Origin of the sequence: Rhizobium sp. BK181 (assembly GCF_014193305.1) — a bacterium.
In the GTDB taxonomy this organism is placed as follows: domain Bacteria; phylum Pseudomonadota; class Alphaproteobacteria; order Rhizobiales; family Rhizobiaceae; genus Rhizobium.
In genome coordinates, this window is sequence record NZ_JACHZA010000010.1 from 116,063 (window position 1) to 138,795 (window position 22,733).

General features: G+C 59.7%; 21 protein-coding genes, 2 tRNA genes and 1 riboswitch. Of the genes, 2 read left to right on the plus strand and 21 right to left on the minus strand.

The features are described from left to right. From nuoK to FHT77_RS21085, 15 genes are all read right to left on the minus strand, one after another. Window positions 1–309 carry an NADH-quinone oxidoreductase subunit NuoK gene (nuoK, locus tag FHT77_RS21015; RefSeq protein ID WP_007531803.1) on the minus strand — a complete coding sequence of 103 codons (309 nt, stop codon included), beginning with the start codon at window positions 307–309 and terminating at the stop codon, window positions 1–3. Between the two features lie 29 nt (window positions 310–338). Then, window positions 339–953 (minus strand): NADH-quinone oxidoreductase subunit J, encoded by a 615-nt coding sequence (locus FHT77_RS21020; protein ID WP_183756834.1) that lies wholly within the window; start codon window positions 951–953, stop codon window positions 339–341. 141 nt (window positions 954–1,094) lie between these two features. Next, window positions 1,095–1,586 (minus strand): NADH-quinone oxidoreductase subunit NuoI, encoded by a 492-nt coding sequence (gene nuoI, locus FHT77_RS21025; protein ID WP_007789671.1) that lies wholly within the window; start codon window positions 1,584–1,586, stop codon window positions 1,095–1,097. A 40-nt stretch (window positions 1,587–1,626) separates the two neighbouring features. Further along, the gene (nuoH, locus tag FHT77_RS21030) at window positions 1,627–2,670 is read right to left on the minus strand and encodes an NADH-quinone oxidoreductase subunit NuoH (protein ID WP_016553616.1); all 1,044 of its coding nucleotides are present in this window, start codon (window positions 2,668–2,670) and stop codon (window positions 1,627–1,629) included. Between the two features lie 12 nt (window positions 2,671–2,682). Further along, window positions 2,683–4,764, minus strand: coding sequence for an NADH-quinone oxidoreductase subunit NuoG (gene nuoG / locus FHT77_RS21035; RefSeq protein WP_183756835.1), 2,082 nt, complete (start codon window positions 4,762–4,764; stop codon window positions 2,683–2,685). Window positions 4,765–4,981: 217 nt separating this feature from the next. Further along, window positions 4,982–5,614 (minus strand): 5' DNA nuclease, encoded by a 633-nt coding sequence (locus tag FHT77_RS21040; protein WP_183756836.1) that lies wholly within the window; start codon window positions 5,612–5,614, stop codon window positions 4,982–4,984. A 5-nt stretch (window positions 5,615–5,619) separates the two neighbouring features. Further along, window positions 5,620–6,924 (minus strand): NADH-quinone oxidoreductase subunit NuoF, encoded by a 1,305-nt coding sequence (nuoF, locus tag FHT77_RS21045; RefSeq protein ID WP_114712316.1) that lies wholly within the window; start codon window positions 6,922–6,924, stop codon window positions 5,620–5,622. A 10-nt stretch (window positions 6,925–6,934) separates the two neighbouring features. Next, window positions 6,935–8,071, minus strand: coding sequence for an NADH-quinone oxidoreductase subunit E (locus tag FHT77_RS21050; RefSeq protein ID WP_183756837.1), 1,137 nt, complete (start codon window positions 8,069–8,071; stop codon window positions 6,935–6,937). Window positions 8,072–8,087: 16 nt separating this feature from the next. Further along, window positions 8,088–8,360: a hypothetical protein gene (locus FHT77_RS21055; protein WP_183756838.1), complete on the minus strand. Its 273-nt coding sequence runs from the start codon at window positions 8,358–8,360 to the stop codon at window positions 8,088–8,090. Beyond that, window positions 8,360–9,550: an NADH-quinone oxidoreductase subunit D gene (locus FHT77_RS21060; protein ID WP_183756839.1), complete on the minus strand. Its 1,191-nt coding sequence runs from the start codon at window positions 9,548–9,550 to the stop codon at window positions 8,360–8,362. The genes FHT77_RS21055 and FHT77_RS21060 overlap by 1 nt, the downstream gene beginning before the upstream one ends. 73 nt (window positions 9,551–9,623) lie before the next feature. Continuing rightward, on the minus strand, window positions 9,624–10,226 hold the full coding sequence (locus tag FHT77_RS21065; protein ID WP_183756840.1) for an NADH-quinone oxidoreductase subunit C: 603 nt from the start codon (window positions 10,224–10,226) through the stop codon (window positions 9,624–9,626). A gap of 15 nt (window positions 10,227–10,241) precedes the next feature. Then, the gene (locus tag FHT77_RS21070; RefSeq protein ID WP_016553608.1) at window positions 10,242–10,826 is read right to left on the minus strand and encodes a NuoB/complex I 20 kDa subunit family protein; all 585 of its coding nucleotides are present in this window, start codon (window positions 10,824–10,826) and stop codon (window positions 10,242–10,244) included. Next, window positions 10,817–11,182 carry an NADH-quinone oxidoreductase subunit A gene (locus FHT77_RS21075; RefSeq protein WP_016553607.1) on the minus strand — a complete coding sequence of 122 codons (366 nt, stop codon included), beginning with the start codon at window positions 11,180–11,182 and terminating at the stop codon, window positions 10,817–10,819. The genes FHT77_RS21070 and FHT77_RS21075 overlap by 10 nt, the downstream gene beginning before the upstream one ends. Before the next feature lie 327 nt (window positions 11,183–11,509). Then, window positions 11,510–11,586, minus strand: a tRNA-Asp gene (locus FHT77_RS21080). Window positions 11,587–11,638: 52 nt separating this feature from the next. Beyond that, window positions 11,639–11,715, minus strand: a tRNA-Asp gene (locus FHT77_RS21085). Window positions 11,716–12,061: 346 nt separating this feature from the next. On the opposite strand from FHT77_RS21085, the gene FHT77_RS21090 reads away from it, so the two are divergent. Next, window positions 12,062–12,667, plus strand: coding sequence for a class I SAM-dependent methyltransferase (locus tag FHT77_RS21090; protein ID WP_183756841.1), 606 nt, complete (start codon window positions 12,062–12,064; stop codon window positions 12,665–12,667). A 6-nt stretch (window positions 12,668–12,673) separates the two neighbouring features. Here the strand turns inward: FHT77_RS21090 and FHT77_RS21095 are convergent, their stop codons facing one another. Further along, window positions 12,674–13,075: a cupin domain-containing protein gene (locus tag FHT77_RS21095; protein ID WP_183756842.1), complete on the minus strand. Its 402-nt coding sequence runs from the start codon at window positions 13,073–13,075 to the stop codon at window positions 12,674–12,676. A 230-nt stretch (window positions 13,076–13,305) separates the two neighbouring features. On the opposite strand from FHT77_RS21095, the gene FHT77_RS21100 reads away from it, so the two are divergent. Next, on the plus strand, window positions 13,306–14,292 hold the full coding sequence (locus FHT77_RS21100; RefSeq protein WP_183756843.1) for an aldo/keto reductase: 987 nt from the start codon (window positions 13,306–13,308) through the stop codon (window positions 14,290–14,292). Between the two features lie 68 nt (window positions 14,293–14,360). On the opposite strand, the gene FHT77_RS21105 is transcribed toward FHT77_RS21100, so the two are convergent. The 5 genes from FHT77_RS21105 to clpX form a co-directional block, all read right to left on the minus strand. Beyond that, window positions 14,361–16,559 carry an esterase-like activity of phytase family protein gene (locus tag FHT77_RS21105; protein WP_246720016.1) on the minus strand — a complete coding sequence of 733 codons (2,199 nt, stop codon included), beginning with the start codon at window positions 16,557–16,559 and terminating at the stop codon, window positions 14,361–14,363. An 83-nt stretch (window positions 16,560–16,642) separates the two neighbouring features. Further along, window positions 16,643–17,542: a DMT family transporter gene (locus tag FHT77_RS21110; RefSeq protein ID WP_183756845.1), complete on the minus strand. Its 900-nt coding sequence runs from the start codon at window positions 17,540–17,542 to the stop codon at window positions 16,643–16,645. Between the two features lie 82 nt (window positions 17,543–17,624). Then, window positions 17,625–17,774, minus strand: a riboswitch (FMN riboswitch). 122 nt (window positions 17,775–17,896) lie between these two features. After that, window positions 17,897–18,172, minus strand: a complete 276-nt coding sequence (hupB, locus tag FHT77_RS21115) for a DNA-binding protein HupB (protein WP_007531759.1) — start codon at window positions 18,170–18,172, stop codon at window positions 17,897–17,899. 207 nt (window positions 18,173–18,379) lie between these two features. Continuing rightward, window positions 18,380–20,794 carry an endopeptidase La gene (gene lon, locus FHT77_RS21120; RefSeq protein WP_183756846.1) on the minus strand — a complete coding sequence of 805 codons (2,415 nt, stop codon included), beginning with the start codon at window positions 20,792–20,794 and terminating at the stop codon, window positions 18,380–18,382. A 415-nt stretch (window positions 20,795–21,209) separates the two neighbouring features. Continuing rightward, window positions 21,210–22,487 carry an ATP-dependent Clp protease ATP-binding subunit ClpX gene (gene clpX, locus FHT77_RS21125; protein ID WP_016553599.1) on the minus strand — a complete coding sequence of 426 codons (1,278 nt, stop codon included), beginning with the start codon at window positions 22,485–22,487 and terminating at the stop codon, window positions 21,210–21,212. Between the last annotated feature and the right edge of the window lie 246 nt (window positions 22,488–22,733).

A 22,733-nucleotide genomic window follows, 5' to 3' on the forward strand; every position in this document is an offset into this window, starting at 1 on the left:
TCAGCCCTTCATCATGTTGACGTCTTCGACGCCGATCGAGCCGCGGTTACGGTAGAAGACGACGAGAATTGCAAGACCGATAGCCGCTTCAGCCGCAGCGACGGTCAGAATGAACAATGCGAAAACCTGGCCGACGATGTCGTTCAGGAACGACGAGAAGGCGACCATGTTGATGTTGACCGCAAGCAGAATGAGCTCGATCGACATCAGGATAACGATGATGTTCTTCCGGTTCAGGAAGATACCGAAGACGCCGAGCGTGAAGAGGATGGCGCTGACCGTCAGGTAATGGGAAAGTCCGATGACCATTGTATTTGTTCCTTAAGCTCGCGCCTGCTTCAAACGCCCTGTCCCGGCTTCACCTTGACCACCTCAACGGCGGTCTTAGGATTGCGGGCCACCTGATTGGCGATATTCTGTCGCTTGATGTTCTGGCGATGCTTGAGCGTCAGCACGATCGCACCGATCATTGCGACGAGCAGCACCAGACCAGCGATCTGGAAGAAGTAGACGTAATTCGTATAGAGCACGTCGCCGAGTGCGGCGGTGTTGGTGCGCTCTGTCAGCGCCGGGATCGGCATCGCGACCGACTTGGCAATCTCCGGCGAAATCACGCTGCCGCCGACAACAACGATCAGCTCGGCCGCGAGGATCAGGCCGATGACCGCACCGATCGGCGCATATTCGAGAACCCCTGCACGCAACTCCGTGAAGTCGATGTCAAGCATCATGACCACGAAGAGGAAGAGAACGGCCACGGCGCCGACGTACACGACGAGCAGGATCATCGCCAGGAATTCAGCGCCCAGCAGCAGGAAGAGGCCAGCCGCGTTGAAGAAAACCAGGATCAGGAAGAGAACGGAATGAACCGGATTCTTCGACCAGATGACCATGAACGCCGACGCTACCGCGACAAAGGCGAAAAGATAGAAAAATAGAGCCTGCAGACCCATGTTGGTGCCTTTTTCATCTTCCCCCGGGCAGCCGGGAGTTTCCCTGCCCGATGAAGCTTCGCACGGAACTCGCCGGCAAAGCCTCGGTGCATGTTGACCGGAAGCCGCGCGAGGGGCGGCACTCCGGCATTTCAATTTCGATCAACGGTACGGTGCATCCAGCGCGATGTTGCGCGCGATCTCACGCTCCCACCGGTCGCCGTTCTCCAGAAGCCGCGCCTTGTCGAAGTAGAGTTCTTCGCGGGTTTCCGTTGCAAATTCGAAATTCGGACCTTCGACGATCGCATCGACGGGGCATGCCTCCTGGCAGAAGCCGCAGTAGATGCACTTTACCATGTCGATGTCGTAACGAACTGTGCGGCGCGTGCCATCGTTGCGGCGGGGGCCGGCTTCGATGGTGATTGCCTGGGCAGGACAGATGGCCTCGCAGAGCTTGCAGGCGATGCAGCGCTCCTCGCCGTTGGGATAACGACGAAGCGCGTGTTCGCCGCGGAAGCGCGGGCTGACCGGTCCCTTTTCGAACGGGTAATTGATCGTTGCCTTCTGCTTAAAAATGTACCGGAAGGTCAGCCAGAACGCACTGACGAATTCCTTCAGGAACAGCGAGCTGACCGCGTTGGACAAGCCTGCCATCTTCAACCTCCAATATTGCTTGAAACGAGGGCCGGCATGATCACGCCCAACCCGTCAGCTTCAGCACGAATGCAACGATTACGACCATGGCGAGCGACAGCGGAAGGAAAACCTTCCAGCCGAGGCGCATCAGCTGGTCGTAGCGATAACGCGGGACGAATGCCTTGACCATCGCGAACATGAAGAACACCAGGCACGACTTCAGCGTAAACCAGATGACGCCCGGGACCCAGTTCAGGAACCATACGTCGACCGGCGGCAGCCAGCCCCCGAGGAACAGGATCGTCGTCAGCGAGCACATCAGAACGATGGCCGCATATTCGCCGAGCATGAACATCATGTAGAGCGAGGAACCGTATTCGACCATGAAGCCGGCGACGAGTTCCGATTCCGCTTCCGGAAGGTCGAAAGGCGGGCGGTTCGTTTCGGCAAGTGCGGAAATGAAGAAGACGATGAACATCGGGAACAGCGCCAGCCAATGCCAGTCGAGGAACGACGCCGGCAAACCGAGGCGCGTACCGAGGCCGGACTGCTGGGCATGGACGATGTCCGTCAGGTTCAACGAACCCACGCAGAGCAGAACAGTGACGATAACGAAGCCGATCGAGACTTCATAGGAAACCATCTGCGCAGCGGAGCGGAGCGCGCCGAGGAACGGATACTTCGAGTTCGAAGCCCATCCGCCCATGATGATGCCGTACACTTCAAGCGACGAGATCGCGAAGATGTAGAGAATGCCGACGTTGATGTTGGCGATCACCCAGCCATCCGCCAGCGGCACGACAGCCCAGGTCGACAGCGCCAGCAGCACCGTCACGAGCGGTGCCAGAAGGAACACGGCCTTGTTGGCGCCAGCCGGAATCACCGGCTCCTTGAAGACGAACTTCAAAAGATCGGCGAAGGACTGGAAAAGGCCCCACGGCCCCACCACATTCGGACCTCGGCGCAACTGCACGGCTGCCCAGACCTTACGGTCGGCCAGCAGGATGTAGGCGATGAAGACGAGCAGGCAGACGAGGAGAAGAAGCGACTGACCGACCATAAGGAGGCCAGGCAAGAGATAAGTTGAAACAAACGATTCCATAGTCCCCTGCCCTTACTCTGCCGCGACTTTGAAGTTGTTGCGGGCCAATGCCGAGCACTCTGCCATTACGGCGGAAGCGCGCGCGATCGGGTTCGTCAAATAGAAGTCTTTGACCGGCGACGCAAACCCGGATTTATTCATCTTGCCGGCTTTTTTAGCGACTGCGGCAATTTTGGCGCTGTCGCTTTCGGCGATCTCATCAAGTGCTGCGAAATGCGGGAATGCCGCGTAAAGCCTTGCGCGCAATTCGCCAAGCGAATCAAAGGGAAGCTTCTTGCCGAGCACGTCGGAAAGCGCACGCAGGATCGCCCAGTCTTCGCGGGCATCGCCAGGCGCAAAGCCGGCGCGATTGCCCATCTGGACGCGCCCCTCGGTGTTGACCCAGGTGCCGGACTTTTCGGTATAGGCCGCGGCCGGCAGGATGACGTCGGCATTGTGGGCGCCGTTGTCGCCATGCGAGCCGATATAGACCGTCAGCTTTGCTTTCTTGGTAGTGAAATCAAGCTCGTCGGCGCCAAGCAGGAAGAGAACGTCCATCGACGACAGCATTTCGGCAGCGTTGACGCCCTTTGCGCCCGGAACGAAGCCGAGATCGAGGCCGCCGACGCGCGATGCCGCGGTGTGGAGTACGGCAAAGCCGTTCCAGCCTTCGACGACTGCGCCGACAATGCCCGCAACCTTTGCAGCAGTTGCGAGAACGCCAGCACCATCGGCGCGCGACAGAGCGCCCTGACCGATGAGGATCATCGGCTTCTTGGCATCCGTCAGAACCTTCGCGAAGGCATGGCTGCCGTCGGCGATATCTTTCAGAGTGTCCGGGCCGGCGCCGAGATATTCGTAGTCGTAACGCAGCTCGCCTGCCTCACCGATCACGCCGATCGGGAAGTTGCCGCGACGCCAGCGCTTGCGGATGCGAGCGTTGAGCACGGCGGCCTCGAAACGAGGGTTGGCGCCAATGATCAGCAGCGCGTCTGCCTGTTCGATGCCTTCGATCGTCGGGTTGAAGACGTAGCTTGCGCGACCGAGCGACGGATCGAGTGCCGTCCCATCCTGGCGACAGTCGAGGTTCTCGGAACCCAGCGACTTCACGAGCTCCGACAGGGCGTACATTTCTTCGACGGATGCGAGGTCGCCGGCAATCGCGCCGATTTTCTCGCCGCTGGTTGCAGAAACGGCAGCCTTGATCGTGCCGAAGGCTTCGCCCCAGGTCGCTGCCTGCAGGCGGCCATCCTTGCGAACATATGGGCGGTCGATACGCTGCGTCTTCAGGCCATCCCAAATGTAGCGGCTCTTGTCGGAGATCCACTCTTCATTGATCTGGTCGTTGACGCGCGGCAGTACGCGCATGACTTCACGGCCACGTGTATCGACGCGGATTGCAGAACCGAGCGCGTCCATGACGTCGATCGATTCGGTCTTGTTCAGTTCCCACGGGCGAGCCGTGAAGGCGAAGGGCTTCGACGTCAGGGCGCCGACCGGGCAAAGGTCAACGACGTTGCCCTGCAGCTCCGAGGTCATCGCCTGCTCGAGGTACGTGGTGATTTCGGCGTCCTCGCCGCGGCCGATCAGGCCGAGTTCGGAGATACCAGCCACTTCGGTCGTGAAGCGAACGCAACGAGTGCAGTGAATGCAGCGGTTCATGACCGTCTTGACGAGCGGTCCGATATACTTGTCTTCGACGGCGCGCTTGTCTTCCTGATAGCGCGAGCTGTCGATACCGAAGGCCATTGCCTGGTCCTGCAGGTCGCATTCGCCGCCCTGGTCGCAGATCGGGCAATCGAGCGGATGGTTGATCAGCAGGAACTCCATCACGCCTTCGCGGGCCTTCTTGACCATCGGCGTGTTGGTGAAGACCTCAGGAAGTTCGCCATTCGGGCCGCCGCGGATATCGCGCACGCCCATGGCGCAAGATGCCTGCGGCTTCGGCGGGCCACCCTTGACCTCAACGAGGCACATGCGGCAGTTGCCGGCGACCGAAAGGCGCTCATGGAAGCAGAAGCGCGGAACTTCAGCACCGGCTTCCTCACACGCCTGAATGAGGGTGTAATGATCCGGGACTTCGATCTCGTTGCCGTCAATCTTCAGTTTTGCCATCGTCACTCAGTCCTGTTTTCCGTTTGCCGGATGGCGGCAAACAAACCCACTTTGCAACAGTTTCGCTGCCAGGCCGGATTCTTATCCCGTTGGCATCGGTGTCGCCCAAATTCTCCGCCCACCCCGAGACCCGGGATCGGCTTTCGGCCTCTGCAGTTTCGGACCCCTGCCCTCCACTCTTCAGCCTTGACCTTGCTCCGGCCGTTTGGCCGAAAAATCACTTCCGCTTTCGCCCCTTGGCAAGAAGCGCCTTGGCCTGCGCAACCCAGCCATCGCGGACGATCCGCCCATCGAAACCGAATTCGGCGTCGATGCGTGCTGCATCCTCGTCAGACCAGCCGGCAATCACCGCAAAGGAGCGAATGCTCTTGGCGTTCAAAACCTGCTCGATTTTCGGGCCGATCCCGGAAATCTGCTTCAGATCGTCGGACTTGCGGGGGCGCAAAGCGGGCTTGGCCGCCACTTCAGTCTTTACATCCGGCTTCGCGGGAACAACCGACAGCTTGACCTTGGTTGCGGCGTTCGTGGCAGGCGCCGGGCGAACGTTTTCCGGCCGGATTTCCACTTCAGGCTTGGCCTCATCAGGCGGCGTTTCATCGAGAACGGCGGCAAACTTGCTCGTTGCGTCGAACGCACCCTGCAGCGCTCCGAAGAATGCGCCCGCCATCTGCGTCGAAAAGCCGAGGCCGATCGCCGTCGCCGCAGCCATGGCCGCCGCCGGATTGACCATCACAGGCGGCACGGGCAACGCGCGAGCATTCTCCAGCATCTCGGCAGCAAGACGACCGAAGTCGGCCGAGAAATCAGCCGCTCCCTCTTTCTTCATGCTGTCCGATGCCTTCGTCGTCATCGCGCTTACTCCGCAGCCTCCAGAACAGCACCGTGATCCAGTGCGCTCGCCGTATACTGGTCGATCCGTGCTTCGATCTCGTGCCGGAAGTTGCGGATCAGCCCCTGCACCGGCCACGCGGCAGCATCGCCGAGCGCACAAATGGTGTGGCCCTCAATCTGCTTGGTGACCTGGAACAACATGTCGATTTCGCGCTTCTGGGCGTTGCCCTTGGCCATGCGCTCCATGACGCGCCACATCCAGCCAGTACCTTCGCGGCACGGCGTGCACTGACCACAGCTCTCATGCTTGAAGAAGGCCGAGATGCGAGCGATCGCCTTGATGACGTCGGTCGACTTGTCCATGACGATCGCGGCCGCCGTACCGAAGGACGAACCGACCGCACGCAGGCCGTCGAAATCCATAGGGCAGTCGATGATGTCCTTGGCCGGAACGATCGGGCAGGATGCGCCACCCGGAATGACGGCAAGCAGGTTATCCCAGCCGCCACGGATACCGCCGGCATGACGATCCACTAGCTCGCGGAAGGTGATGCCCATTTCTTCTTCGACGGTGCACGGCTTGTTGACGTGACCGGAGAGCATGAACAGCTTGGTGCCGACATTATTCGGGCGACCGATCGAGGAGAACCAGGTCGCACCACGACGCAGGATCGTCGGGGCAACGGCGATCGACTCGACGTTGTTGACGGTCGTTGGGCAGCCGTAGAGGCCCATGTTTGCCGGGAACGGCGGCTTCAGGCGCGGCTGGCCCTTCTTGCCTTCGAGGCTTTCGAGCAGCGCGGTCTCTTCGCCACAGATGTAGGCGCCGGCGCCGTGGTGGACGTAGATGTCCATCGGATAGCCGAGCTTGTTGCTCTTGCCGAGCAGGCCGTAGTCGTAGCACTCGTCGATCGCGGCCTGGAGCGCTTCGCGCTCGCGGATGTACTCACCACGGACGTAGATGTAGGCAGCATTCGCACCCATGGCGAAGCTTGCGATCACGCAGCCTTCGATCAGCGTGTGCGGATCGTGACGCATGATGTCGCGGTCTTTGCAGGTGCCCGGCTCCGACTCGTCGGCATTGACGACGAGGTAGTGCGGGCGTCCGTCGCTTTCCTTCGGCATGAAGGACCACTTGAGACCCGTCGGAAAGCCGGCGCCGCCACGACCACGAAGGCCAGAGGCCTTCATCTCGTTGATGATCCAGTCGCGTCCCTTTTCGAGGATCTGCTTGGTGCCGTCCCAGTGGCCGCGCGCCATGGCGCCCTTCAGGGACTTGTCCTTGAGGCCGTAGATATTGGTAAAGATGCGGTCTTTATCTTGTAACATGCTTCACCTCTTACCGCGGCTTCTTACCGAAGACCTTGATATATTCCGCTTCGCCGCCCTTGGCGAGCGCCTTGGCCTGCTTGATCCAGTCGTCGCGCTCGATGCGACCCTTGAAATTCAGGTAGCCATCGACCCATTCGCGTTCAGCCTTTTTCCAACCCGCGACCTGTGCGAAGGTGAAAATCCCGATCTCATGCAGGGTAGCCTCGATCTTCGGGCCGACACCGGAGATCATCTTCAGATCGTCTAGTGTCGCGGGCTTTTCGATGCCAGCCGGACGGTTCTTGTCGGTCAGGAACGGCTTGGCTGGCGCCGCAACCTGCGCGGCCGTGGCGGGTGCCGGCTGCTCTTCCGCAGCCTTTGCATTCTTCGCAGCCGCCTTCGGAGCCGTGACCGGGGTCTTCAGGGCGGCATTGGTCTCGGCGTCGGTGCTCTTCGCACGGGCTGCCTCAGATGGCGGAACCGGTGCCGCGTCGACCGTTGCAGTACCGGCTTCCTCGACGGCCTTCTTGGCCGAAACCTTCTTTGCCTTCGGCTCTTCGGTCAAAAGCGACGTCGGGCCACCTTCCGGCGATGAGAAGTGACGGTCGATCTGCGGACCGACCTTGATGCTTGCGCCGTTGCCAGCTTCAAACGTGTCGATGATTTCCTCGAGGCGTTCTGGCGTCAGATCTTCGTAGGTGTCTTTGCCAATCATCACCATCGGTGCATTGACGCAGGCCCCAAGACATTCGACCTCTTCCCAGGAGAGCGTGCCATCGGCATTCCGCTCAAAGGGATGATGGTGGATCTTGCTCTTGCAGACCGCCATGAGGCTTTCCGAGCCGCGCAGCATGCAGGGCGTCGTGCCGCACACCTGGATGTGGGCGCGCGTGCCGACCGGGCCGAGCTGGAACTGCGTGTAGAAGGTCGCAACTTCGAGAACGCGGATGTAGGCCATATCGAGCATGTCAGCGACCTTTTCGATCGCGGCACGCGTGACCCAACCATCCTGCTCCTGCGCCCGCATCAACAGCGGAATAACCGCGGATTGCTGACGGCCTGCGGGATATTTCTGGATCGTCTTATCCGCCCAAGCTGCGTTCTCGTCATTGAAGGCGAACGCGGCTGGCTGGAATTGATCTTCGGCTAATCGACGAACGGACATTCTTCCTCACGCCTTGTCAGTTTATGGTCCCGCACTGCGATGCCGTCAGAGACTTCATCTCGCATGCGTAGGCCGACTGGTCTTTTTGCAAAAACACAACGAACTTGCCGCCGTTCGGAACGGCAGCCTTGATTTCATAGCCCTTGGACAAGAGCTCGCCCATAGAGGCCTTTGCCGCCGGCGGCTGCACCTCGCCCTGGCCCAACTTCGGACCCATTCCACCCACCTCCTGGGCGACGGCCCCGGACGCAGCAAAAAGAACGATCGCAGCAAGCGGCAGCAGCTTCATCAGCGGTCTACCTCACCGAACACGATGTCGAGCGAACCGAGCACGGCCGTAACGTCCGCAAGCATGTGGCCCTTGCAAAGGAAGTCCATTGCCTGCAGGTGAGCATAACCCGGTGCACGGATCTTGCAGCGGTACGGCTTGTTGCTGCCATCGGCGACGACGTAGACGCCGAATTCGCCCTTCGGCGCTTCGACGGCCGCGTACACTTCGCCGACAGGGACGTGGTAGCCTTCGGTGTAAAGCTTGAAGTGGTGGATGAGCGCTTCCATCGAACGCTTCATCTCGCCGCGCTTCGGCGGAACGACCTTGCCGTCGATCGACGAGACGGGGCCGGTCTTGGCGCTGCCCATGAGGCGCTCGACGCACTGCTTCATGATGCGAACCGACTGGCGCATCTCGATCATGCGGATCAGGTAGCGGTCGTAGCAGTCACCATTCTTGCCGATAGGAATATCGAATTCCATATCGTTGTAGCATTCGTAAGGCTGCGAGCGACGCAGGTCCCAGGCTGCACCCGAGCCGCGAACCATCACGCCGGAGAAGCCCCACGACCAGGCATCCGCCAGCGACACCACGCCGATGTCGACGTTACGCTGCTTGAAGATACGGTTGTCGGTCAGCAGGCCTTCGATATCGTCGAGGATCTTCAGGAACGGGTCGCACCACTTGCCGATATCCTCGACCAACTCCGGCGGGATATCCTGGTGGACACCGCCCGGACGGAAATAGGCCGAGTGCATACGGGCGCCACAGGCGCGCTCGTAGAACACCATCAGCTTTTCGCGCTCTTCGAAACCCCAGACCGGCGGCGTCATCGCGCCGACGTCCATGGCCTGCGTCGTCACGTTCATGATGTGCGACAAGATTCGGCCAATTTCGGAGTACAAAACTCGAATCAGCTGACCGCGAATCGGAATTTCGAGCTTCAGCATCTTTTCGACGGCGAGCGCGAAAGCGTGTTCCTGATTCATCGGCGCGACGTAGTCGAGACGATCGAAATAAGGAACGGCCTGAAGGTAGGTCTTCGTCTCGATCAGTTTCTCGGTGCCGCGATGCAGCAGTCCGATATGCGGATCGACGCGCTCGATGATTTCGCCATCGAGCTCGAGCACGAGACGCAGAACACCGTGTGCGGACGGGTGTTCCGGTCCGAAGTTGATCGTAAAGTTGCGAACGTTATGTTCAGTCATAGCGACGCGCTCCGCGCTGGCAATTGGCATGAGACGGCGAGCAGAGAGGCTTCAAGAAATCCGAGCCTCATCTTCACTTCGCCGCCTTCTCGTCTCCCGGCAGCACGTATTCGGTGCCTTCCCAGGGAGACATGAAGTCGAAATTGCGGAATTCCTGCTTCAGTTCGACGGGCTCGTAAACGACGCGCTTGGCAGCATCGTCGTAACGCACCTCGACGTAACCGGTCGTCGGGAAGTCCTTGCGCAGGGGGTGACCTTCGAAGCCGTAATCAGTGAGAAGACGACGCAGGTCGGCATGGCCCGAGAACGGAATGCCGTACATGTCCCAAGCTTCGCGCTCGAACCACTCTGCGCCCTTGTAGACTGATGTAGCTGATGGAACCGACTCACCATCGGCGACGGCAACCTTCACGCGGATGCGCAGGTTCTGCTTCGGCGACAGGAGGTGATAGACGACATCGAAACGCTTCTCGCGCTGTGGCCAGTCGACGCCGCAGATATCGATCATGCTGATAAAGCCGCAACGCGCGTCGTCACGCAGGAACGTCAGCAGCGCCAGAATCGTTTCCGGCGTCGAGGTTACGTTCAGCTCGTCGTAGCTGATGGATGCATCAAGAAAGAGATCGCCACGCATCTCACGGAGATACGATGACAGTTCGCTCAAGGCTTCACTCATGACAGTCCTCCGCCCTTAGCGCTCGATCGTTCCGGTTCGACGGATCTTCTTCTGCAGAAGCAGCACCCCGTAGAGCAGCGCTTCTGCCGTGGGGGGACAGCCCGGCACGTAGATATCGACAGGAACGACACGGTCGCAACCACGAACGACCGAATAGGAATAGTGATAGTAACCGCCGCCGTTGGCGCAGGATCCCATGGAGATCACGTAGCGCGGCTCAGGCATCTGGTCATAGACCTTACGCAGCGCGGGCGCCATCTTGTTGGTCAGCGTACCGGCAACGATCATGACGTCGGACTGGCGCGGCGAGGCGCGCGGAGCAACACCGAAGCGCTCCATGTCGTAACGCGGACCGGAGACCTGCATCAGGCCTTCAACGGCGCAGCAGGCGAGACCGAACTGCATCCACATCAGCGAGCCTGTACGGGCCCAGGTGATCAAGTCGCGGGTCGAGGTAACAAGAAAGCCCTTGTCGGCCAACTCATCGTTGATTTCGCCGAAGAACGCACTGTCGCTGCCGATCGGCTTGCCCGTTGCAGGGTCGATGACGCCTTTCGGATGCGGCGCCACGAGCGCCTTGTCGGTTGGGGCTACTCCCATTCCAGGGCTCCCTTTTTCCATTCGTAAATAAAGCCGATGGTCAGCACGCCAAGGAAGACCATCATGGACCAGAAGCCGAACCAACCGATCGCACCGAAGGACACTGCCCACGGGAAGAGGAAGGCGACTTCAAGGTCGAAGATGATGAAAAGGATCGACACGAGGTAGAAGCGGATATCGAACTTCATACGAGCGTCGTCGAATGCGTTGAAGCCGCATTCGAAGGCCGAAAGCTTTTCCGAATCGGGCGCCTTGAAAGCAACAGCAAACGGCGCAATCAACAGCGCCAGGCCGATGACAAGGGCGATACCAATGAAAATAGCGATCGGAATGTAGGAACTGAGCAGTCCAGTCATCAGGTTCTTCCCTGCTTGCGGGCTGCGCCGGGAGGCGCAAGTGGGCAATTGCCCGGCAAGCGAACGTGCGTTGCAACAGAGCCGTGGTTAGCGCAGCCAGCGCCACGGCGCAAGACTTTTAGAGTAGCAAATTCGACTGTCGAGGCGCGACATTATCAAGCAGATGCAATGATGTCGCGACAAATCCACACAAGTTGATTCAGGCTGCATGCCAGCCCACCGGATATTGCATGGCTCACGGCAAAAGACAAAGCTAAGCGACGACAACGAAACGGCAATCGTTCATGACTGCGAATAGAGAGGGCAGATACCCGGCTTGGGAAGAAATGGCGCGAGTGACGGGGCTCGAACCCGCGACCTCCGGCGTGACAGGCCGGCACTCTAACCGACTGAGCTACACCCGCGCATGATGGACAGAAGGACCGGACCAAGTGCCGATTGGCGCTTACCTTGAAATGGCGCGAGTGACGGGGCTCGAACCCGCGACCTCCGGCGTGACAGGCCGGCACTCTAACCGACTGAGCTACACCCGCATTCATTTCAAGCGATCCGGAAGCTTTCGCATCCGTGTCAAAGCAGCCTCGCCGCTTCGATGAGCGGCTAACTAAGGGGTTCGCATTTGAGTGTCAAGCAGCTTTGGAGACAAAACGATGACACTCCGCGAATTGTTTTTGGAGAACGAAAATCCGCGGGCAAATTCAGTGCATTATTAACAGAGTGACATTCGGTCTGCGCGCTAACGATCAGTTTCCCCAGTTCCTCGCCCTCCCCGCTTGCAGCTTGCAGGCTCGATCGAGGGTAGCCAATCGCCCGAGAGGCCCGCTATATGGAGGACCGCGGCTCGGTCCGGGCATTTCTACAAGCAGCAGAGACATCATCATGAAAACACGCGAGGAACGGCAAGCACAAAGAGCGAGCATGCCGCGCACACAGTTGAGCGCACACCATTTGGAGAATGCGCGGTTGCTGCCGGATCGCGGCGAGCTCCTCTATCGCATTCCCAATGGTGGCATCGGCCTAGAGATCGGGGCGGCGTTCGGAGAATATACCGCCGAGATACTGGAGAAGAATCGGCCTTCGCAGCTCTATCTGATCGACCCCTGGAGCATGGACCGCTACAGCTCGGGTCTCGATCGGATCCACACCCAGTTCAAGCGCGAAATCGAGTGTGGGCAGCTGCACTTGATGCAGGGCACCTCTCTCGAAAAGCTCGCCGAGTTCGACGACGACTTTCTCGACTGGGTCTATATCGACACCGATCATTCCTTCGAGCTTACCTGGCAGGAACTCATGCTCTGCGAGCGGAAGGTCAAGCGGACGGGAAGAATCGCCGGGCACGATTTCTGCACTGGAAACACCGTCAAGCCGATCGTCTATGGCGTCGTCGAAGCGGTCACCAAGTTCTGCAAGGATTATGGTTGGCAATTCGAGTTCCTGACGGTCGAATCGCACGCGCACTTTTCCTATTGCCTGAAGCGGCTCTGATCCGCCTCACACCTTTCCGGCGTACTGATCGTCGCTGACCTGTTCCATCCAGTCGGCGGCGCTGCCGTCCAGCGCTTCGTGGATCGCGATGTGGGTCATTGCGGTATCAGGTGCCGCGCCGTGCCAGTGCTTTTCACCAGGGGCAAACCAGACCGTGTCGCCCGCGCGGATTTCGCGAAGCGGGCCGCCTTCGGTTTGCGCCAGACCCTTTCCGGCGGTGACGATAAGCGTCTGACCGAGCGGATGTGTGTGCCAGGCGGTTCGGGCACCAGGCTCGAAGGTAACGCTGACCGCCCTCACCCGTGCCGGGCTCGGCGCCTCCATCAAGGGGTCCTGGCGAACTGATCCCGTGAAATATTCTGCGGGCGCCTTCATCGAGGGCCGTGATCCGCAGGGTTTGATCTCCATCTGATTTTCCCTTCCATACCTAACTTTGCGTTTCCGCCGACTACGCCGGCTGCGTTTCTGCCGGCCGGAGCCCTGCCAGTCACCAAGCGGTGACCGATAGATGTGTGGCAAGGCCACTGTTCGAAGAAATGCCGACGCTTGCGGCTCGTCGCCCTATCTCCGCTTCAGGCGCTTGCTAGCGGTCGGGGTGACTGCTAGTGCCGGGGCATTTCATCACGCGGAGGATTTCCATGAAACAGCATTCTTTCGGCCACCTGCCCCATACCGTAACAAATATCGGCTTCGGCGCATGGCAGATCGGCGGCGCCTGGGGCGACGTCAGCGAGGCCGACGGCCGCGATGCGCTGAACGCGGCGCTCGATGCCGGCATGACCTTCATCGATACCGCCGATGTCTACGGAGACGGCCGGTCGGAAAAGATCATTGCGGACGTTCTCGATGGCCGCGGCGGTGAGCGGCCGATGGTCGCCACCAAGGCGGGTCGCCGGCTCAACCCGCATGTCGCCGAGGGCTATACCAAGGCCAACCTCGAGGGCTTCATCGATCGAAGCCTGAAAAACCTGCGTGTTGAAAGCCTCGACCTTGTGCAACTGCATTGCCCTCCGACCGAAGTTCTCTATCGTCAGGAGGTCTTCGAGGGCCTGAATGACCTGCAGAAAGCCGGCAAAATCATGGGCTACGGCGTCAGCGTCGAAAAGGTCGAGGAAGCGCTGAAGGCGATCGAGTATCCTGGGGTCGTCAGCATCCAGATCATCTACAACATTTTCCGCCAGCGGCCCGATCACCTGTTTTTCCAAGAGGCTCGGCGGAAGAACATAGCCGTGATCGCCCGCGTGCCGCTCGCAAGCGGGCTACTATCCGGGAAGATTAGCCGCGAGACGAAATTTGCGAGCGATGACCACCGCAATTTCAATCGCCATGGCGAAGCCTTCGATGTCGGCGAGACGTTCGCGGGGGTCCCCTTCGAGATCGGCCTGCAGGCTGTAGAGGAAGTGCGTAAGCTCGTTCCTGCCGGTGCGACAATGGCGGCCTTCGCATTGCGCTGGATCCTGATGAGCGATGCCGTCACTGTCGTTATTCCCGGCGCACGCAACGCCGAACAAGCACGCGCAAATGCCGCGGCGGCGAGCCTCGCCCCCCTCTCTCACGAAGTGATGGACGCCACACGCGAGATCTACGAGCGGCTGGTCGCTCCCCATGTCCACCAGCGCTGGTAAGGCAAACGAGCACAAGAAAAATGGCCGGGCATAGACCCGGCCATTTTTGTTTCATAGCTCAACCAATCTCAGTTCGTGCCGACGAGGTTGACTTGGAAGAACAGCGTTTCACCCGAGGAGTCGTCGACGCCATCATTGTCCGTGACGGCATAGGCCTTGCCGGAAGCGTCAAGGGTAAAGCCTTCCAGCTTGTCGAGGACATAGCCATTGGTGGCGGTCTTCAGTTCCGGAAGGAAGTCATGGGCTTCCGTCTTCTTGACGAGCGGCAGCTCGCCGCCGAGCTTGGCGGGCTTCAGATCCGATACCGCGACCTTGTAGAGCTTCTTCAGTTTGGCTGCGTCACCGACAAGGTTGTCACGCTCGATGATGTAGACGCTGTCGCCCTGCGCGGAAATTTCGGAGAGGCCGACCCAGCCTGCGTCCAATTTGTCGAGCGGATAGCGAACTGCGCCCCACTCCTTGCTCTTCGGGTTGTAGGAGACGAGCTTTACGAAACCCTTCGCATCGTCCTTCCACTCGCGCTGAACAGCCATCCACAATGTCGCGTCGTCACCGGAACCGACGATCGTCACGCCTTCGAACCCGTAGCGGATTTCGTTGGCGGTCAATTCGCTCGGCAGAGCGATCTCTTCCTTGATCTCGCCCTTCGGGTTTACGTGATACAGTGCGTGCGGCACGAGCTTCTCGCTGTTGCCTTCGGAGGCCAGCCAGAACCAGCCCTTCTCGTCCACGGCAACACCTTCAATATCGAGCTTCTGCGCCGGCTGGCCATCGCGCTTGACGGTCAGCGTTTCGGTGATGACGGCCGGCTTCTTGGTTGCGTCAATGGTGTAGATCGTCGGCTGCATGCCGAGAACGCTGTCGCTGACTGCAAACAGCTGGCCCGGCTTTTCCGGAACGGCAGCAAGACCGGAGAGTGCCGCAAAGCCGACGGGATTACCATCCTTCTCGGCCGCAACGATCTGCGGATAGGCCATTTCGCCTTCGCCGAGTTCATAGATCATGACGTGGGACCGCGGGCCGCCATCCTTGCCGAGATCGACTTCGTTGGCGGTGGCAAGGAGATTGCGGGACGGCACGGCCACGCCTCCCTCGGGCGACACACCCGACGGAAGAATCTGGACGAGTTGTGGTTCGGCGCCGGTATCCTTGTAGACGCCGACAACCGAGGCGCGTTCCGAAAGCAGGAAGATATACTTCTGGCCGCCGAAGGTCGCGACCTCCAGACCTTCCGGCTCGACACCCTTGGCGGACGAGCGCTTGTCCGGATAGTGCCCGATATTGGCGACGGCGCGCTCGAACGAAGCGCCGGATTCGTAGAGGACCTTGCCTGTCTTGTCGAAGATCGTGAAACCGCGCGAACCGCCCTGGTAGTCGCCTTCGTTCGCGACAACCAGACGGTCGTTGTCCAGCCATTTCACGGCGTCGGGCTCACGCAAGACACCCTTTAGCTCGCCGGTGAACTTCAGCGCGCCGTCGCGCTTCGTGTCGATGCCGGTCAGGTCAACGCTGCCCGCAGGAAAGTGTCCCTTCACTGCTGCCGTCGTCCCGTCGATGATGACGATCTCGTTGTTCTCCTGCAGGGTCAGGGCGATCTCGTCCTGATCGTTGAACGAAACGAATTCCGGTTCCGGATCCTCCGGCGCAATCCCGGCAAGGCCGGTCAGCGTCACGTGCTTGATCGTACCGCAATCGACCGTGCCATTTTTCACCTGGAACACGACGAGGTCGCCTGCCGGCATCTGCGGAATCTTGCCGTCGTTGATGTCTTCGTCGCGTTCGTTTTCGATCGCAATCGTGCCAAGCGTCTTGTCCTTGTTGAGCGCGATCGAATCCGGTTGTCCTCCGAGGTCGCAGGTGTTTTCGATCTTCTTGGTGGCAACGTCGACGATCGCCAGGCGGCCCGATGGCTTTGCCTTGCTCTCCGAGGTGTTGACGGCAACCAGCGCCTTGCCGGCGGCTGATGTCACGGATGTGGGCTCGCCGTCCATCATCAGCGCGCCCGCAGCCTTCGGCGACTTGGCGTCGGAAATGTCAACAAATCCAATCGCGCCGAGCGGGCTGTCGCTGTAGATCAGCGTCATGCCATCGTCGGTCGCCGTAATGATTTCAGCCGACGTGTTCGAGAGCTTGTCTTTTCCTTCGGGCAGGTTGGATGCCACCGGAAAGGTTGCGATGCGGTTGAAAACGGGCTCCGCGGCGGCCGGAAACGCGGCCGTCGTCAGAAGCGCCGCAACCAGCACTGTCTTGCGCGATAAAGTTGTCATGAAATCCCCCATGAATTCAAACAGAGCGGTTTTGCGGGATTGGCATGACACCGGAATGACACGGCTGTCTTATTCTGACAGTGCTAGGGGTTCGCCTGCTCCCTCTTCATTTCGTTCCGCATGATGAAGAGCGATGCCCCAAGGATCAGGAACGCGCCCACCCAGAGATATCCGGTCGGCGCGTAGCCGAAGACCAACCACCCGGCGAGAACGTTCAGCGGGAGCTTGAGATCGTCGAAAGGCTGGACATAGGCGGCATCGGCGGCGGTGTAGGCGAGCGTCAGGAAATATTGCGCCAGCACGGTCAGCAGACCCGCCACGGCAAAAAGCAGCAGCGTGGTACCGGTCGGAACACTGAAGCCCGCGGCCACCGCCAGTCCACCATTGATCGGCGTGAGAAGAGCCAATAGCCAGACCGTTATGGTTTCCGGCCGCTCGACACCCGTCAGGCTCTTGGTGATCAGTGACGACGCACCCCAGAGAAGTGCCGAGACGATCGGCAGGACCGCAGCCCAATTGAAGCTGTCCGACCACGGCTGCAGAATGATCATGGCGCCGATGAAGCCGACACTGGTCGCGGCCCATCTCGCAGCGCCGATGCGTTCGCCAAGGAAAATGCGCGCGCCCATGATGATGAAGAACGGGGAAGTCATCACCAAGGCGATCGCCTGCCAGATTGGTACCGACGCGAGACCGGCGACCCACGTGGTCACGCCAAAGGCGGCAAAGGCAACGCGAATGACGTGGCGCCAAGGGTAGCGCGTTCTCATTGCCCCGAGACCGGCGCGCCGGAGAAAGGGGAGCGAGAAGACCAACGCAAATGCGTATTGCCAGAAGGCAGCCGAGGCGGCGGGGAAAGCGAGCTTCATTGTCAGCCATTGCGTGACGACATTGAGGATTGAGAAGGCAATGCCTGCAGCAACCATCCAAGCAGCGCCGGCCATTGCTCGCGAAGCGGAAAACGTAGGAGAAGTCTGATTCATGTCTTTCTTTCCGAAACCAACACAAATCAGGACGCATGAGCGCAATACCGCAGCCAGGACGGATTCCGCCCTCGCCCGTTCCGCTCATTCTCTTTCATCCGGACTGTAACCGTCGGCTCCGGAATTGCACCGGATCTGCTGACCCTTTCGACATATTCGCCGAGAGGCGCTCGCGGGCTCGAGCAAAGCTCTTACCGCCGGTGGGGACTTTCACCCCGCCCTGAGAACGAGCGTTTCGTAAGGCATCCCCAGCGTGCCGACAAGGGCACCAAATGCAAAAAGGGTCCGGCCATGGCCGAACCCTCCGAAACTTGTGCCGCCGGTCTCGTTGCCCGGCCGCCAAGCAAATTCCTATCAGCCGTTGACGGCGTCCTTCAGGCCCTTGCCGGGCGTGAACTTCGGCACGTTGCGAGCCGGAATATCGACTTCTGCGCCCGTGGACGGGTTGCGGCCCTTCGTGGCAGCGCGATGGGAAACGGTGAAGCTACCGAAACCAGCGAGGCGAACGTCGCCCTTGCCCTTCAGTTCAGCCTGGACAACTTCGAAAACAGCGTCAACTGCGGAAGCAGCGTCAGTCTTCGAGAGTCCTGCCTTTTCAGCAACTGCGGACACGAGTTCATTCTTGTTCATGTTTCCACCCCTTTCTAAATGGTTCGAAACGACTCAAATCTATAAGCTAGGCGCAGAATAGAGTTCATCAGGCCCGCCGCACCCCAAAGACCCTGCAAATCAAGGAAATGCAAGAGTCCGCCGGTCAATTTCACAAAAAAAGGCTGGCGAAAACGCCAGCCTTTTCAGGGTTTTTAAGCAATTAGGCGCGAATGTGGCAAACATGGCTCAGTGAGCTATGGTCGCGCCTGTTTCATCGAGCCCTTCGACCGTCGCGATGACAGGCGTCTCCACCGTGCCATCCCACTCGATCGCCTCCGGTCTGCGGACCAGAGCATGCTTGATCACCTCGCCCATGCGGGACACGGGGATGATCTCCATGTTGTTCTTCACGTTGTCCGGAATCTCCGCCAAATCCTTGGCGTTCTCTTCCGGGATCAGCACCTTCTTGATGCCGCCGCGAAGCGCTGCAAGCAGCTTTTCCTTCAGACCGCCAATCGGCAGAACACGGCCGCGCAGGGTGATTTCACCCGTCATCGCCACGTTCTTGTCGACCGGAATACCGGTCATGATCGAGACGATCGCGGTTGCCATGGCAACGCCGGCCGACGGACCATCCTTCGGTGTCGCGCCTTCCGGCACGTGCACGTGGATGTCGCTCTTATCGAAGCGCGGCGGCTCGATGCCGAAATCGACAGCGCGCGAGCGGACATAGGATGCCGCCGCCGAGATCGATTCCTTCATGACTTCCTTCAGGTTGCCGGTCACGGTCATACGACCCTTGCCCGGCATCATGACGCCTTCGATCGTCAGCAGTTCGCCACCGACTTCCGTCCAGGCCAGCCCGGTAACGACACCGACCTGATCCTCGCGTTCGGCTTCGCCGTGGCGGAAGCGCGGAACGCCCAGGTAGTCGTCGATGTTTTCGGCCGTCACATGAACGGACTTCGTCTTGCCCTTGATGATCTCGGTGACCGCCTTGCGGGCGAGCTTCATCAATTCGCGCTCGAAGTTACGAACACCGGCTTCGCGGGTGTACTGCTGGCTGATCGCCATCAGGGCGTCGTCGCTGACCGAGAACTCGTTCGGCTGCAGTGCATGTTCCTTGATGGCCTTCGGCAGCAGGTGCCGCTTGGCGATTTCGCGCTTTTCGTCCTCGGTGTAGCCGGCGATACGGATGACTTCCATGCGGTCCATCAAAGGTGCCGGAATGTTCAGCGTGTTCGCCGTCGTGATGAACATCACGTCCGACAGATCGTATTCGACTTCCAGGTAGTGATCCATGAAGGTCGAGTTCTGAGCCGGATCCAGCACTTCGAGCAGAGCCGACGACGGATCGCCACGGAAGTCCTGGCCCATCTTGTCTATTTCGTCGAGCAGGAAGAGCGGATTGGACTTCTTCGCCTTCTTCATCGACTGGATGACCTTGCCGGGCATCGAGCCGATATAGGTGCGGCGGTGACCGCGGATTTCAGCTTCGTCACGAACGCCGCCGAGAGCCATGCGGACATACTCACGGCCGGTCGCCTTGGCGATCGACTGGGCGAGCGAGGTCTTGCCGACGCCCGGAGGGCCGACGAGGCACAGGATCGGACCCTTGATCTTGGTGGCACGAGCCTGGACAGCCAGATATTCGACGATGCGCTCCTTGACCTTGTCGAGACCGAAGTGATCGGCTTCGAGGATCTTTTCGGCGTTGTTGAGATCCGACTTGATCTTCGACTTCTTGCCCCACGGAATGCCGAGCAGCCAATCGAGATAGTTACGGACAACCGTCGCCTCAGCCGACATCGGGCTCATCTGCCGCAGCTTCTTCAGCTCGGCATCGGCCTTCTCGCGGGCTTCCTTCGACAGCTTGGTCTTGGAGATGCGCTCTTCCAGTTCGGCCATCTCGTCGCGGCCTTCCTCGCCGTCGCCGAGTTCCTTCTGGATCGCCTTCATCTGTTCGTTCAGGTAGTACTCGCGCTGGGTCTTCTCCATCTGGCGCTTGACGCGCGAGCGGATACGCTTCTCGACCTGAAGGACCGAGATCTCACCTTCCATGAAACCGAGCGCCTTTTCGAGGCGTGCCTTGACGCTGGTGGTTTCCAGCATCTCCTGCTTTTCGGTGATCTTGATCGACAGGTGCGAGGCAACCGTATCGGCCAGCTTCGAGTAGTCGTCGATCTGGCTGGCGGCGCCAACGACCTCTGGCGAGATCTTCTTGTTGAGCTTCACGTAGCTCTCGAACTCGGAGACCACCGAGCGGCTCAGCGCTTCCAGTTCGACCGGATCGTCATGCGGTTCTTCGAGAACATGGCCGAGGGCTTCGTAAAAATCCTCTCGATCGGTGTAGGCATCGATCTCGGCGCGCGCGCGGCCTTCGACCAGAACCTTGACGGTGCCGTCAGGCAGCTTCAGCAGCTGCAGCACGTTGGCGACCGTGCCGACATTGTGGATGGCAGACGGTTCCGGATCGTCGTCGCTCGCATTGATCTGGGTGACGAGCATGATCTGCTTGTCCGACCCCATGACTTCTTCGAGCGCACGGATCGACTTCTCGCGGCCGACGAACAGCGGCACGATCATATGCGGGAAGACGACGATGTCGCGCAGGGGCAATACCGGATATGCGATGCTCGCAACTGACGTTTTCTTCGTCATTTTATTTCCTTTCCATCGTCCCGTTTCCGGGCTCTTCTGGCGCGGCCACTAGAACCGGGCCGCACTCCACTTGAGACAACAAGTGGAGGTTCTGACTATGCTTTTCAAGCTGCGCCATGGCCGGCGTCCCCCTGGACATGACAGCTATGCGACAACGGAACACCTTCACTCTGGAGCACCGGCCTGGACCGGCGCTTGCCACTTCCGCGCCGGCTAACACACACGGCCGAAACACACCAACGGAATCATTCCATAATTGCCACGGACGTTAGAAACCGCAACGGCAGCAGGGGTGCTTTCAGACCTCTTTAGCAAGATTTATCAGGGTCGTGCACTGGTTTTGAAATAGAAAGGGGCCTGCCGACGGCAAGCCCCTCAAATTCACGGTTCGTATCGTAAAGATATTTCTAACGGCTTACGCCGAAGCGTTGGCCTTCTCGTCCTGACGGTCCGCGTAGATGTAGAGCGGACGTGCAGAACCGCGAGCCACCTCTTCCGAAATGACGACTTCGCGCACGCCTTCCAGCGCCGGCAGTTCGAACATCGTGTCGAGCAGGATCTTTTCCATGATCGAGCGAAGGCCGCGAGCACCGGTCTTGCGCACGATCGCCTTGCGGGCGATCTCGCGAAGTGCGTCCTCGTGGAAGGTCAGTTCCACATCTTCCATCTCGAACAGGCGCTGGTACTGCTTGATCAGCGCGTTCTTCGGCTCGGAGAGAATCTGGATCAGTGCATCCTCGTCGAGGTCCTCGAGCGTCGCCAAGACCGGCAGACGGCCGATGAATTCCGGGATGAGACCGAACTTGACCAGGTCTTCCGGCTCGAGCTCCCGCAGCACTTCGCCAACGCGGCGGTCGTCCGGGGCCTTAACCGTCGCACCGAAACCGATCGAGGTCTTCTCGCCGCGGGCGGAGATGATCTTGTCGAGACCAGCAAAGGCGCCGCCGCAGATGAACAGGATGTTCGTCGTGTCGACCTGCAGGAACTCCTGCTGCGGATGCTTACGGCCGCCCTGCGGGGGAACCGAGGCAACCGTGCCTTCCATGATCTTCAGAAGCGCCTGCTGGACACCCTCGCCCGACACGTCGCGGGTAATCGACGGGTTGTCGGACTTGCGGGAGATCTTGTCGACTTCGTCGATGTAGACGATGCCGCGCTGGGCGCGCTCGACATTGTAGTCGGCAGCCTGCAGCAGCTTCAGGATGATGTTTTCGACGTCTTCACCGACATAGCCGGCTTCCGTCAGCGTCGTCGCGTCGGCCATCGTGAACGGAACATCGATGATGCGCGCGAGCGTCTGGGCAAGATAGGTCTTACCGCAGCCGGTCGGGCCGACGAGCATGATGTTCGACTTCGCCAACTCGACTTCGCCGTTCTTGGAGGCGTGCGCGAGGCGCTTGTAATGGTTGTGAACGGCAACGGACAGGATCTTCTTCGCCTGGCGCTGGCCGATGACATACTCATCGAGGACCTTGATGATGTCCTGCGGCGTGGGAACGCCGTCACGAGACTTGACCATCGAGGATTTGTTTTCCTCGCGGATGATGTCCATGCACAATTCGACGCATTCATCGCAGATGAAAACGGTCGGTCCGGCAATAAGCTTCCGGACTTCGTGCTGGCTCTTTCCGCAGAAGGAGCAGTACAGGGTGTTTTTAGAGTCGCCGCCGTTGCTGCCGCTGACTTTGCTCATATCACTTTCCTTCCAGCACGCCGTATTTCAAGGTGAAATAACGGTCTACTCATTGGCCTGCTCCAACTTTGGAGCCCCAGCCGGCCAAGGCCGTTAAGGGGTACGAACCGGTCCAAACTAAGCTGTCCTGGCTCCGGCGGCAACGAATTCCCCTTCCACTGCCGATGCTATGTCATAAAAATTCAACATAGCATTAATACTTGAGATCGCTGCACCCGCCACCGGGTTTCTTCTCTTGTTCGATCA